The following is a 13,953-nucleotide window of genomic DNA, read 5'->3' on the forward strand; positions in this document are numbered from 1 at the left end:
TTGAGTGAATTTCTAAGTGTGGCAAGCGAGACATGCGGTGCGTGTTTAAATCAAGATCCCGGTCATTATTGTGGAGTATCAGTAGAGTGTGCTGTTACTTCCTGGATGACGGACCTGGGGGAATTGAGACGATCTTTGTCGTGGTTAGTGCGATCACGGCGTCGGATTCGTCCCGGATAGGCCAGTTCATTGGGCTGAGCCCACGACGCTGGAGGGCCGGTCCTTTCGTTCGTAGCTCAGCGACGCACAAGCTTGGCAATGTGGCAACTCGAGCCGCTGTTCGACGCCTCGGAAGTCAACCGCATCTTGACGATGTTGGGCCGTCTAGGGCTAGCCTCTGCAACCGCGTCATACCCAAATTGGAGCTTCTCCGCGAGTGACGCCTCAAAGAAGACAGCCTCCATCAGGCCATGCTCGGCACCAACACCACCGCGATGACCATCAGCCGTGCAGTGAAAGATGTCCGCCCGCTCCTGGCAGCCCACGGTGTCACTGTCCCCGCGTCCACAGCCCGATTCCGCACACCGGACGACATCGCCAGATTCCTCGCCCCGGACAGAACCAAGATCAAACCAGCGCGTTGTTTCCCGGCAAGTCCTAAGCTTGGCGTTTATGCGGCTTTGCTGTTTGTGATGGCTGCTGCGAGGTGTGGTTTGCCTTGTTTCCCTACGGGGCGCTGGCGTGCGCGGTGCTTGTTCTTGATGCCGGTTGGTCGGCCGGGGCCTGCGGTACTGGGTTTCGGTGCGCCGGCTGGCTGAGGGGTCTTTCCGTGGAGGCGGCGAAATCCTCGGCGGACACGTGCGGGTGTGAGGCGCCCTTGGCGTGCGGGCCGTTCCCAGGGTTTGCGGAGGTCTTCTGCGAGGGGCCGGGCAAGGCGGAGTTGGGTGTGGGCGGCGATGACGAGCCAGGTCCAGCGGTCGGCGGCGGCCGGCTCGCGGAGTTTGGGAGCGGTCCAGCCCAGCGTCTGCTTCATCATTCTGAAGGTGTGTTCCAGGTCGAATCTGCGCAGGAATGCCTGCCAGAGCCGGTCCACATCCCCGGCCGTGGCGCCGGTGAGCGACCACCACAGCCACACTGGCCTGGGGCTGCGGTCGCCACGGAGGTGGTCGACCTGAAGACGGATGACGGTGCCTCCGATGACCGGCAGCTGTCCCTCGGGGTAGTCGACCCAGGCCGAACGACGGACCAGCAGTGGGTGCAGCCGGTCCCAGGCGGTGGCGACGGCCTTGCCGTAGTGGGTGGTGTCGGTCGTCGTAGTGATGGACGGGGCAGGCTGGGTGGCCGGATCCTCGAACTTGAACTCCGACCCGCGCTTGGGCTTGCGCCCGCGTTTGCCCGCCGGCTGCTGCGGGGGCGGGAAGTACAGGACGCGGTCCGAACGCATCCGGCCCAGCAGTTCAACGGGCAGGTCCGCGAGCAGGAATGCCAGTCGGGTTACGTCGTAGCCGGCATCGACAACGACCAGGACGGGCGGGTCGCCGACCTGCCACTGGCCGGCCGCATACAGCCGCTGGAACACGTCCCGGACCTGGGCGGCGGTGACGGCGATCTCGTCGTCCCATGGGCATAGCCGGGCCACGTCCAGCATGGCAGTCCATGACGTCCGCCCCGGCTCCAGAGCGGCTACGAAGGAGTAGGGCCACCCGGGGATCATCTGGGCCGAGCCCCTGCCCCGACCGTATGTGTGGCAGAACAGCCGGTCCGGGCTGGTATTTGCATCCGGCCGCAGCCAGTTGCTCACATCGACCGCCAGGACCAACCGTCCCTCTGCCGTCCGGGGAAGGGGTAGTCTCACCAGCGCCCTGCGCAGTCGTGCTACATCCAGGCGCCCGCAGTTCAGCCCGCCGTACAACGCGCCATGCCCACGCCGGTGCTCGGGCGCCAGGGACAGCTCGACCAATGTCTTCACCGGCCCGTCCACACACAACAAGGCGTCACCCAACTCGAACAACGCGTCGCGTCGCTCGGTCAGGCAGGCATAAAACTCCATCCGGAAGCAGGACAGTTCGGCAAACGCATCCCGCCGGACATCCCGGTGCAGCAGACTCATCGCTACGGTCTTCGTACTGGTCAAGTGCCTCTGTGACGGAGCACAGGATCAGGCGAAGACCGCTTTCATGTCCGGCACTCAGCAGAAAACGTCAGCAAGTTCGAGGCCATGTTCGACCACGGACGATAAACGCCAAGCTTAGATGTGATGCTGTCTCAGCTGAGTAGGTTGATATCCGAAATGCCCCCGCGGAAGCGGTCGGCGGACCCGTCACGAGGCAGTTCGGTGATGTGGATCAATACGTATCGGGTTCGCACGGGCTTGTCGAGCGCGCGCTTCAGGGTCTTTCCGACCGTCTCCAACTTGGTGAGGCGCTGAGAGAAGTCCGAGAGGCCGGTCGGTGCCGACGCGTCCGGGCCGGCGGCGAGTACGTCGGCCTTCTGGCCGCTGCGGTACATGTCGATGTCGATACCGGACACGTCCTGCACGCTGCCCAGGTCGACGATGATTCCGCTGCCTTCCTTGCGGTCCGGGCGATTGCCGAAGTTCGGGAAGTTCTGATACTGCGCTGTGATCCAGGCGGTGCCGGAGTCGCCGTCCACGGAGTTCGGTGCGAGTTCGGGCTTTATTCCGGTCCCGCTGGGCATGAACTCGGTCGCGCCGGCGATCCGGAGCGGCTTCACGGGCTTGGCCGGCTTGTCCCCGTCTCCGGTGGTGGTCTCGGTGGGCGGGGCGTCGTTCCCTGTGTTTCCCCCGTCCAGAAGGCGGTCGGCGACCTGCCAGCTTCCGAGGCCCAGGGCGGCGATGAGGAGCGCGGCGACGGTCCACTTGAGGGCCTTGCCGGTACGGCCCTGGAGCGGGGGCGGCGGAGGCACCACCGGCGGAGTGGGCATCGCTCCGAGGCCCGCCTGTGTGCGCCCGTAGGTGCCCTGCTGATAGGTGGTGCGCTGGTACTCCGGCGGGGCCGTGAAGGTGGGCTCCGGCCGGCGGATACGGGGCATCTCCGCGACCGCGGCGGCCAGCTCGTCCGGGGTGGTGCACGGCGGCTCCTGACGGGACGCGGTGGCGCCGTCATTGATCAGGGCCCGCATGGCGAGCTCCGAGAGACCGCGATGGACTCCCGCGCGCACCTGGTCGGGCGCGATCAGCCCGACACCCTTGGGCAGGCCGGAGAGACCGTAGGCATCGGTCTCGTACGGCCAGCGCTGTGTCAGCGCGGCGTAGAGAAGCGCGCCGATGGCCTCCGTGTCGGTGCGCTGCGGCCGGTCGGCGCGGATCCCGCGCAGCGCGGCGTTCACGGCCAGACCGCGGATCCGGTACTGACCGGTGGATGTCCGCAGGACAGCTCCGGGAGTCAGCCGCAGATGGGCGAGGCCTTCGCGGTGGGCCGCCGCCATGGCCTGGGAGACCTGGCTCACCAGTTGATAGGCGTCATGGGCCTCCATCGGCCCCGCGGCGAGGAGAGCGGTGAGTTCCACGGCGTCCGGCAGCCACTCGTGGACGACATAGACGAGGTCGTTCTCCTCGACGGCGTCCAGGACCTGGACGAAGCGCGGGTCGCCGAGCAGGGCGGCGGAGCGGGCCGCCGCGAGCACGGAACGGGCCCGCGGATGGTCGGCGGGGAGGAGATGCACGCCGACGGCACGGCGCAGCTTCTCGTCCACGGCACGCCAGCTGCTGAAACCGTCCAGACGGGTGACGCACTCCTCCAGGCGGTAGCGTCTGGCGAGTTTATGGCCGCTGTGCAGCTCGGGCGTTGCGATGCCCGGCACGGAGCTCCGCTGCTCGCTGCCCGTGTCCGGTGCGGACTTCTCCGCCGTGTCCTGGGCTTTCGCCACCCCGTCGGCCGTGGCCTTGTCCGCCTTGGCGGTCAGCGGCTCATCACCGCTGTTGTCGGCCACGTCGACGGCAGCCGTGCTACGTTCCGCCACCGTCGCTCCTGCCTCCCCATCCGTTGCGCGCTATCCAACAGCCAAGCCAATTGTGCCCACAGTCGGACGCTATGCACGACACGCGGCAGCCGACGATGGTTGTGCTCGGCCGCGCCGTTCTACCGGCCGAGACGTCCGCGCACCATACCGACCATGGAGTTCAGCTCTTCGATCCGCATCTTCTTCGCGGCGACGAAGAAGATGCCCAGCAGGACGATGCCACCGCCGATCAGTGCCACCAGCGACGCCAGAGCGCCGCTGCCGAGCGTGTTGAGGACGACATACGCGAGCGCGCCGGCCGCGAGGGCTCCGGGAACAGACGCCAGGCAGAGCCGGGCGTACGTACGCAGAACGCGCCCGCCGTCCAGATCCCCGCCCAGCCGGTTCCGCAGCCTGCGCCAGGCGATACCGACACCGACCGCGTAGGCCAGACCGTACGAGGCGGCCATGCCGACCACGGCCCAGCGGGACGGCAGCACCACATAGCAGCCGGCCGAGGCCGCGGCGTTGACCACGGCGACGATGACGGTGTTGTAGAAGGGGGTCCGGGTGTCCTCGTAGGCGTAGAAGCCTCGCAGCACCACGTACTGCACGGAGTAGGGGATCAGTCCGAGGGCGAACGCCATCAGGATGAAGCCCATGGACCGTGCCGATTCCAGACCGCTGGACGAGAACATCAGGATGGACGTCGGAACGCCGAGCGAGAGGAACGCGAAGGCGATCGGGACGATGGCGACCGCCGAATTGCGCAGCCCCTGGGAGATGTCGTCGCGGACCGCGCCCGGATCGCCGTCGTGGGCGGCGCGGGAGATCCGCGGCAGCAGCGCGGCCATGACCGAGACGGTGATGATGGCCTGCGGCATGCCCCAGATCAACTGGGCGTTGCTGTAGGCGAGGATGCCGGTGCCGTCCTTGCCCGAGGCTTCACCGGCGGCGGTGGCGAGCTGCGTGACGACGAGCACGCCGGCCTGGTTGGCGAGGACGAACAGGACGGTCCACTTGGCCAGCTTGACCGTCTTGCCCAGGCCGTGGCCCTTCCAGTCGAAGCGCGGGCGGAACCGGAACCCGGTCTCACGCAGATACGGGATCATTGCCAGGGCCTGGACGGCGAGGCCGAGCAGCGTACCGATGCCCAGCAGCCGCACTCCGTCCGCCGGGATGGTCTTGACCGTCATGTCCGAGTCGGCGGCGGTGCCGTACACCCAGATGAAGAGACCGAATGTGGCGATCATGACGATGTTGTTGAGGACCGGAGTCCACATCATCGCGCCGAACTTCCCGCGCGCGTTGAGGATCTGGCCCATCACCACATGCACACCCATGAAGAAGATCGTGGGCAGGCAGTAACGGGCGAAGGTGACGGCCACGTTGTTGGCGGCGGGATCGCCGGCGATGGTGTCCGACATCAGCCGGACCAGCAGCGGCGCCCCGAACACGGCGAGGGCCACGATCGCGCCGAGCGCCACCATGACGAGCGTCAGCAGCCGGTTGGCGTAGGCGACGCCGCCGTCCTTGTCGTTCTTCATCGCCCGCACGAGCTGCGGTACGAAGACGGAGTTGAGGCCGCCGCCGACGGTGAGGATGTAGATCATCGTCGGCAGGGTGTAGGCGACGGTGAAGGAGTCACCGAGCAGCGCGGCGCCCAGGGCGGCGGTGATCACCAGGCTCCGTACGAAGCCGGTGAGCCGGGACACCAGCGTGCCCGCGGCCATCACCGCACTCGACTTGAGCAGTCCCGCGGCCTTGCCCTGCTTCTTCGCCGGAGGCGGAGCGGGCGCGGCCACCGGTTCCGGCTCGGTGAGTGTCTGCCCCGTGCCCTGCTGGTCGCGGTAGAGATGCGCGAACGCGTCCTGCTCCGGGATCTCGTCACCGGCCCAGGAGACAAGGTCGTCGACGCCCGTGTACTGGGTGGTCCTCGGGTCGTCCCCGTACGGCAGACGACGGGAGGGACCGGAGGGCTCGGGCGGCGGGGTCTGCGCCCAGACACGCGGATCGGGGGCGTACTGCTGCGCGGGCGGCTGCTGGTACAGCGTCTGCGGATCCGGATAGGTGCCCGGCGGCGGAGGCGGGTGCGAGGCGCGGTCGTACAGCGCCTCGGTCACCGGATCCTGCGCGGAGAGGTCCTGCGCCCAGTAGGGGTCCCGGTTGTAGGCGTCCTGGACATAGGGATCCTGGGCGGACGGCGCGGAAGGCGGAACCTGGCCTGCCGGATCGCCGCCCGCGCCCTGTCCGCGGTCACCGTCGTACGGCGCGTTCATGGTTACCCCACCTCATCGTCCCCGGCCGACCGGCCACGACATCGCTCAACGGTCCACTTTCTCACCCGGGCCCGACGCGTCCGCGCTTTCTGGTGCGGTGTCCGGTGTCGGGTCACTCGGCTGCACGGGTTCCGTGTCCTCCACGGCCCGCGCGGCGTCCGTGTCCTTCGTGTCGTGCGGGCCCTCCGTGCCGTCGGCAGCGGCTCCGTCGGCGGTGCCGGTGCCGACGTCCATGGGCCCGGCGGCGGCCTTACGGGCCACCGCCCGCTTGCGCTGGCTGTACATCTTGACACCGGCGAGGACCAGCAGGAGCACACCGCCGGCGATGACGAGCATCACGGTGGGCGTGATCTCGGAGACCCTGACCTGGAAGGTCATGGGCCCGCCGTAGAGCTTGCCGTCCTCGGTGTAGAGCTGTGCGGTCACCTGGACCGGGCCGTTGGCATTGCCCGCTCCGGTGAACTTCACCGACTGGCTGTGCCCGCCGTCGATCTTGATGGGCCGCTCCGCCATACGCGCGCCGCCGTCGAGCTTGAGGCGCGTCGGCTTCTCGGACGTGAGGCGCAGCGTCAGATTCTGGACGCCCTGCACCAGCTTGTTCTGAACGGTCACCGGGATGGTCGCGCTGCGTCCGGACAAGGTGAGGACGGACTTCGGGATGAGCTGCACCTCGTTGGTGAGGCCCAGCAGATAGCTCTCCACCGTGTCGCGGTACTGCTGCGCCGAGTCCCGGTCGCCGCGCCAGGATGTCGACACCGCACGGCCGATCGCGTTGCCGAAGGGCGCGGCCACCCGGTCCGGTGAGCTCAGGATGGCCTTGAAGTTGTCCAGCCGGCTCTGCGTCCTCTGGATGTCGAGGAACGCCTGCGTGGGCAGCTCCTGGCCGCGCAGCTTCTTCGGGTAACGGCCGGAGCCGGGGACCTTGGTGGTGGCATCGTCGTCGGGCGTGGCCGCCGCCGCGGTGATCAGATCGGACGGCTCCGTCCAGCGCTCGGTGTCCAGCCCGCGCAGCGCACGCGCCATCGACTGTGCCTGGGCCGCCGTCGGCATCCGCTGCGGGGCCACCAGGATGCTGCGCTGGTTGTCGGGCTCCTGAAGAGTCAGGGCCAGCGACTGCGCGAGGAACTTCTGCACCGCCAGGGTGGAGCTGCCCGTCGCCGTCATATCGCCCTGGAAGGCGGTGGAGAGCCGGCTGTCGGCGACCACGGCCGTCGTCCCGCCGCCGATGGGCCGTGCGGCGCTGGCGGTGTACGAGAGATTGTCCTGGAGGCTGTCGCTGCGGGTGATGACATGGTGGGCGCCCGCCGAGGTCGCGACATCGACGATCGAAGGATCGATCGCGCCGTCCACGGGCCAGGCGAAGTCGACGGACGGCTTCACATGGAGGACGGTCTCCACGGTCTTCCCGGCGACATCCGTGGCGGGCTGGAGATGGCTGAGCGCGCCGGAGACGTCCTTGCCGCGGTGGGCCAGCGACGCCAGATCCGGATCCCCGAACGGCAGAGCGACGACTTTACGGCCCTGTACGGCCTTCTCCAGTTCGTTGAGCCACTTGAGGGCCATCGCCTGGTTGGTGCCGGGGACGGTGGTGTTCCCGCTCCGGACGCTGTAGTTCCCGGTCATCGCGTCGGCGGTCGCGAGCAGATCGGGATCGATGACCCAGGTGACGGGGAGCTGGTTGCCGAGGGAGACCATCTGCTCCAGCCGACCGCCGGGGGCCAGCTCCTCGGCGAGGTCGTCGTTCTCGAAGACCGGCGTCTGCTGATCGTCCGAGCCGGTCTCCGCGGAGAGATGCGTCGACGAGATCAGCGGCCAGAGGTAGGTGAGCTCGGTCCGCTTCTCGGTGGCCTCGGGCTGCCAGGGCAGGAAGGTGCGCTGGATGCCCAGCAACTGGGCGTACGGCGCGGAGGAGGTCTGGCCGGTCAGCGAGACACCGAGCTGGTAGACACCCTCGTCGTCGAGCCCGAGTTTGTTGACCGGTACGGAGAGGGTGAAGTCCTGGGGGATCCCGGAAGTGAGCTTCGGGATGGTGACCTTGTACTTGTCGCCGATCGGGGCCGTATCACCCGTGGAGTCGCTGGAGCGGGCCGAGGCGTCATCGATGGCGGTTCTGCCGAAGAGCCGCGGACCCACCCGGAGATCCACCTGGGCATCGGTGATGGTCTTCTTGCCCTTGTTGGTGACCGTGCCGGAGATCGTGAGCGTGTCGCCCTGCACCGGCGCGCCAGGCGTCAGTGTGTTGAGCGCCACAGCGACCGTACGGGAACCATCGGCTGCCGGCGCGCCGACGGCCGCGTGGGCCGCTGGAGCCGCCGTACCGGCCACCAGGCCCGCCAGGAGCGGCGCTCCGGCGAGCAGGGAGGCTGTACGCCGCAGCCACCGGCGGGCAGGAGAGTGACCCATCCCCTGGAAGTCTGCCGCCTCCGCCACGCGCTCGCCCGTCCCTCGTCATCGTTTGCTGCCGTCGGTGGTCTGTCGATTCCTGCGTCCACGCATGGTAACGATGTGCGCTGTGGCGAAGTGCTGGGGACTGCTCCACATGATCGGAAGAATCTCATGCGCCGCCGGAATCCCGTGCATCGGAGGCCGGGAGCCCGGAAACCGGGCCGCTCGCGGCAGCCGGGGCACGTACCCTTTTCTGTTGTGCCGAACGCCAATGAAGTCAGTCCCAGTGCACTCAGCCAGGTGCAGCACCGCGCGGTCAGTGAACTGCTGCGGGTTTCCCCCGTCGCCGATGATCTGGCGCGCCGATTCCAGGATGCCGGATTCGGTCTCGCTCTGGTCGGCGGTTCGGTCAGGGATGCCCTTCTCGGCCGGCTCGGCAATGATCTGGACTTCACCACCGATGCCCGTCCCGAGGATGTTCTGAAGATCGTCAGGCCATGGGCGGACGCGGTCTGGGAGGTCGGGATCGCCTTCGGCACGGTCGGTGTCCAGAAGGACGCCCGTGTCGGAGACACTGATCAGCGGTTCCAGATCGAGGTGACGACCTACCGTTCGGAAGCCTACGACCGGACGTCGCGCAAACCTGAGGTGTCCTACGGGAACTCCATCGAGGAAGACCTCGTACGCCGGGACTTCACGGTGAACGCGATGGCCGTCGCGCTGCCGCAGAAGGAGTTCATCGATCCTCACGGCGGGCTGGAGGATCTCTCCGCGCGGGTGCTGCGTACGCCCAGTACTCCTGAGGAGTCCTTCTCCGACGATCCGCTGCGGATGCTCAGGGCCGCGCGGTTCGCCGCGCAGCTGGACTTCGAGGTGGCCCCGGATGTGGTCACGGCCATGAAAGCGATGTCCGGCCGGATCGAGATCGTCTCCGCCGAGCGGGTGCGTGACGAACTGAACAAGCTGGCCCTCTCCGCACATCCGCGCAAGGGGCTGGCGCTGCTCGTCGACTCCGGGCTCGCCGACCGCGTGCTGCCGGAGCTGCCGACTCTGCGGCTGGAGAGCGATGAGCACCACCGGCACAAGGATGTGTACGAGCACTCGCTGACCGTTCTGGAGCAGGCCATCGATCTGGAGGAGGACGGGCCGGATCTGGTGCTGCGGCTGGCCGCTCTGCTGCATGACATCGGCAAGCCCAGGACACGGCGCTTCGAGCAGGACGGCCGGGTCTCCTTCCACCACCATGAGGTCGTTGGCGCGAAGATGGTCAAGAAGCGGCTGACCGCGCTCAAGTACTCCAACGATCTGGTGAAGGACGTCTCGCGATTGGTGGAGCTGCATCTGCGCTTCCATGGCTATGGGACCGGCGAGTGGACCGATTCGGCGGTGCGGCGGTACGTGCGTGACGCCGGTCCACTGCTGGACAGGCTCCATAAGCTGACCCGCTCGGACTGCACTACGCGCAACAAGCGCAAGGCGAGCGCGCTCTCCCGCGCGTACGACGGTTTGGAGGAGCGCATTGCCCAGCTTCAGGAGCAGGAGGAGCTGGATGCGATCAGGCCCGATCTGGACGGCAACCAGATCATGGAGATTCTGGATGTGGGCCCAGGCCCGGTGATCGGCGCGGCCTACACATTCCTGCTGGAGCTACGGCTGGAGAACGGGCCGATGGAGCATGACGCGGCTGTCGCTGCCCTCAAGGAGTGGTGGGCCACGCAGAAGGCCGCCCAGAGCTAGATCCGCGTGGGTCTAGGACCCGCGCGGGTCATGTTTCACGTGAAACATGACCCGCGCGGTGTGTGCTTTGAAGGCGATGTTTCACGTGAAACATCGCCTTCCGCGCGTCAGGGCCACGGCGACGGCCGCATAGAGAACGGCCACCGTCAGTACGAGTGGCACCGATCGGCCGTCCGGAGGCAGCATCAGCGCGGCGACCCCGGCGGCGCCGACGAAGGCCACATTGAAGAGGACGTCATAGAGCGAGAAGATCCGGCCGCGGAAGGCGTCGTCCACCGCCGTCTGTACCACCGTGTCCGTGGCGATCTTCGCGCCCTGTGTGATCAGCCCGAGAACGAATGCGGCCACAAGCGTGGGCACGGGAGCGAAGGGCAGCCCCAGGGCGGGTTCGAGAAGGGCAGCCGTGCCTGAGCACACGGCCATCCAGCCATACGGTCCGAGCCGGCCCACCGTCCACGGGGTCAGCACCGCGGCGGTGAAGAAGCCCGCCCCGGAGACGGCGACAGCGAGGCCGAGCAGCGCCAGTCCGTCGGAGTCCTGGTCGGTCCAGGCGTACCGGCAGAGCATCAGCACCATCACGGTGAGCGCTCCGTAGCAGAAGCGCATCACCGTCATGGCGGCCAGCGCGCCCGCCGCTGCCCGCCGTTCCCTGAGATGCCGGAGTCCGCCCACGAGTCCACGCGCGGTGGAGGCCAGCGCGGCGCCCAGGCGTGTCTGCGTGAGCGCCTTCTCGGGACCGAGCAGTTCGCGTGCCAGCAGCAGCGAGGTGAGTGCCGCACAGAGATAGAGGACGGCGCCCAGCAGCATCACGGCGGCATCGGAGTCCGAGACGGCCAGCCGTACGGCGAAGGCGAGACCGCCTCCCGCAGTGGCGGCGAGCGTGCCGGCGGTCGGGGAGAGGGAGTTGGCGAGGACGAGACGGTCTCTGTCGACGACACGCGGCAGGGCGGCCGAAAGTCCGGCGAGAACGAACCGGTTGACGGCGGTCACGGACAGCGCCGAGACATAGAAGCACCAGTCGGGCACGGCGGCCAGGATCAGCAGCGCCGTACAGCTCGCCAGCAGGGCCCGCAGCAGATTGCCGTACAGAAAGACCTGGCGGCGCTGCCAGCGGTCGAGCAGCACACCGGCGAACGGGCCGACCAGTGAGTATGGCAGCAGCAGTACCGCCATGGCGGAGGCGATCGCGGCGGGCGAGGTCTGCTTCTCCGGCGAGAAGACGACATAGGTGGCGAGCGCGACCTGGAAGACTCCGTCGGCCGCCTGGGACAGCAGACGGACCGCGAGCAGCCGGCGGAAAGCGCTGAGGCGCAGGAGCACACGCAGATCACGTCCGACAGGCATGTGAGCCAGCGTCACACATGCCTCTGCCGGAACCTTCAGCGGGACATGCGAGGACACCTCGCTGGGACAACCTCGGCGGGACATACGAGAAGGGTCACCGGACGGCTGCCGGAGACCCTTCTCGTATGACTCACCTATGGCTCGTGCAGGGGAAAGCGACCGTTAGCGGTCGACCTCGCCCCGGATGAACTTCTCGACGTTCTCACGCGCCTGGTCGTCGAAGTACTGCACGGGCGGGCTCTTCATGAAGTACGAGGACGCCGACAGGATCGGGCCGCCGATGCCGCGGTCCTTGGCGATCTTCGCGGCACGCACGGCGTCGATGATGACACCCGCAGAGTTCGGGGAGTCCCAGACCTCGAGCTTGTACTCCAGGTTCAGCGGGACATCGCCGAAGGCGCGGCCCTCAAGGCGGACATACGCCCACTTGCGGTCGTCGAGCCAGGCGACATAGTCCGACGGGCCGATGTGGACATTGTCCGCACCCAGGTCGCGGTCGGGGATCTGGGAGGTGACCGCCTGCGTCTTGGAGATCTTCTTGGACTCCAGGCGCTCACGCTCGAGCATGTTCTTGAAGTCCATGTTGCCGCCGACGTTGAGCTGCATCGTGCGGTCCAGGACGACGCCCCGGTCCTCGAAGAGCTTTGCCATGACGCGGTGCGTGATGGTCGCGCCGACCTGGGACTTGATGTCGTCACCGACGATCGGGACACCGGCCTCGGTGAACTTGTCCGCCCACTCCTTCGTGCCGGCGATGAAGACCGGAAGGGCGTTGACGAAGGCGACCTTGGCATCGATGGCGCACTGCGCGTAGAACTTCGCCGCGGCCTCGGACCCCACGGGCAGATAGCAGACGAGGACGTCGACCTGCTTGTCCTTGAGCGTCTGGACGATGTCCACCGGTGCCTCGGGGGACTCCTCGATCGTCTGGCGGTAGTACTTGCCCAGACCGTCGAGGGTGTGGCCGCGCTGGACGGTGATGCCCGTGGTCGGCACATCACAGATCTTGATGGTGTTGTTCTCGCTGGCGCCGATGGCGTTCGCGAGGTCGAGGCCGACCTTCTTCGCGTCGACGTCGAAGGCGGCCACGAACTCGACGTCCCGCACGTGGTACTCGCCGAACTGGACGTGCATCAGACCCGGTACCTTGCCCGCCGGGTCGGCGTCCTTGTAGTACTCGACGCCCTGCACCAGCGAGGCGGCGCAGTTGCCCACGCCGACGATGGCTACGCGAACCGAACCCATTCCGGTTGCTCCCTGTGTGATCTCAGTGTTCATGATGAGACCCTGCGGAGATGCAGGACCTCACTTGGTGGTGTCCGCGGACGGATCCGGCGGGCCGGGACGTCCCGGGGGCGTGCCCCCGGAAGAAGCAGCGTCCCGGTGCCGGGGCAGGCCATCCGCTTTCCCCGGTGTGTCTTCCTGCTCGGCGAGGCCTTCGGGGCCGGACCGTCGCTGGTCCCGTCCCGCTCGCTCGCTCTCGATGAGCTCGTTCAGCCAGCGCACTTCGCGCTCCACGGACTCCATTCCATGGCGCTGGAGCTCAAGCGTGTAGTCGTCGAGGCGCTCGCGCGTACGGGCCAGGGAGGCGCGCATCTTGTCCAGACGCTCCTCCAGCCTGCTGCGCCGCCCTTCCAGCACCCGCATCCGCACCTCGCGCTCCGTCTGGCCGAAGAAGGCGAACCGAGCGGCGAAGTGCTCGTCCTCCCAGGCATCGGGACCGGTGTGCGACAGGAGTTCCTCGAAGTGCTCCTTACCTTCCGCCGTCAACCGATAGACGATCTTGGCGCGGCGCCCCGCCAGTGAGGCGGCGAGCGCGTCCTCGGGGGCGCTGCCCGGCTCCTCGATCAACCAGCCGTTGGCGACCAGCGTCTTGAGGCAGGGATAGAGCGTCCCGTAACTGAAGGCCCGGAAGATCCCCAGCGAGGTGTTGAGCCGTTTTCGCAGCTCATAGCCGTGCATAGGGGACTCGCGGAGCAGACCGAGGACAGCGAACTCAAGGATGCCCGAGCGTCTGCTCACCCTTCGCCTCCTCCACCGTCCGGGACCCTTATGGCGTTCTGATGTATCGACTCGATACATCCCGACGATAGAGCGGAGATGCAGTTGGGACAAGTGGGGTCAAGGTGAACGGCGTCACATTGACAATTCTCAGGAAGCAACTTGCCTGATTTGAGACGAACTTCGGCTCTCGGAGGCTTTTGACCGTGCGTAGTCTGTGCGGCATGCAGACCACTGGGAACCGAACGACGCGGCTGAGCGTCAAGACTGTCGGCTTACCGGCTGTCTGCCGGATGAGCTCCCAACC

General features: G+C 67.3%; 8 protein-coding genes. 1 reads left to right on the forward strand and 7 read right to left on the reverse strand.

Going from position 1 to position 13,953, the window contains the following annotated elements; translation table 11 throughout:
- Window positions 1–610 precede the first annotated feature (610 nt).
- The 4 genes from ACFV6H_RS22890 to ACFV6H_RS22905 all read right to left on the reverse strand — a co-directional run bounded on the left by ACFV6H_RS22890 (window position 611) and on the right by ACFV6H_RS22905 (window position 8,609).
- Entirely contained in the window at window positions 611–2,050 is a 1,440-nt protein-coding gene (locus ACFV6H_RS22890) for an NF041680 family putative transposase (protein WP_385545019.1), read from the reverse strand.
- Between the two features lie 155 nt (window positions 2,051–2,205).
- Complete coding sequence (locus tag ACFV6H_RS22895) at window positions 2,206–3,921, reverse strand: protein kinase family protein (protein WP_385545022.1); 1,716 nt, start codon at window positions 3,919–3,921, stop codon at window positions 2,206–2,208.
- A gap of 119 nt (window positions 3,922–4,040) precedes the next feature.
- On the reverse strand, window positions 4,041–6,179 hold the full coding sequence (gene murJ / locus ACFV6H_RS22900; RefSeq protein WP_093594249.1) for a murein biosynthesis integral membrane protein MurJ: 2,139 nt from the start codon (window positions 6,177–6,179) through the stop codon (window positions 4,041–4,043).
- A 45-nt stretch (window positions 6,180–6,224) separates the two neighbouring features.
- Window positions 6,225–8,609, reverse strand: a complete 2,385-nt coding sequence (locus ACFV6H_RS22905) for a DUF6049 family protein (RefSeq protein ID WP_385545026.1) — start codon at window positions 8,607–8,609, stop codon at window positions 6,225–6,227.
- A 213-nt stretch (window positions 8,610–8,822) separates the two neighbouring features.
- Here ACFV6H_RS22905 and ACFV6H_RS22910 point away from each other — a divergent pair, with 213 nt between their 5' ends.
- Complete coding sequence (locus ACFV6H_RS22910) at window positions 8,823–10,301, forward strand: CCA tRNA nucleotidyltransferase (RefSeq protein ID WP_385545029.1); 1,479 nt, start codon at window positions 8,823–8,825, stop codon at window positions 10,299–10,301.
- An 81-nt stretch (window positions 10,302–10,382) separates the two neighbouring features.
- On the opposite strand, the gene ACFV6H_RS22915 is transcribed toward ACFV6H_RS22910, so the two are convergent.
- The 3 genes from ACFV6H_RS22915 to ACFV6H_RS22925 form a co-directional block, all read right to left on the reverse strand.
- Window positions 10,383–11,645 carry an MFS transporter gene (locus tag ACFV6H_RS22915; RefSeq protein ID WP_385545032.1) on the reverse strand — a complete coding sequence of 421 codons (1,263 nt, stop codon included), beginning with the start codon at window positions 11,643–11,645 and terminating at the stop codon, window positions 10,383–10,385.
- Window positions 11,646–11,807: 162 nt separating this feature from the next.
- The gene (locus ACFV6H_RS22920) at window positions 11,808–12,890 is read right to left on the reverse strand and encodes an inositol-3-phosphate synthase (protein ID WP_384987908.1); all 1,083 of its coding nucleotides are present in this window, start codon (window positions 12,888–12,890) and stop codon (window positions 11,808–11,810) included.
- Window positions 12,891–12,950: 60 nt separating this feature from the next.
- The gene (locus ACFV6H_RS22925) at window positions 12,951–13,667 is read right to left on the reverse strand and encodes a helix-turn-helix transcriptional regulator (protein ID WP_384987874.1); all 717 of its coding nucleotides are present in this window, start codon (window positions 13,665–13,667) and stop codon (window positions 12,951–12,953) included.
- Between the last annotated feature and the right edge of the window lie 286 nt (window positions 13,668–13,953).

The sequence above is a fragment of the Streptomyces sp. NPDC059743 genome, assembly GCF_042732975.1.
GTDB lineage: Bacteria > Actinomycetota > Actinomycetes > Streptomycetales > Streptomycetaceae > Streptomyces.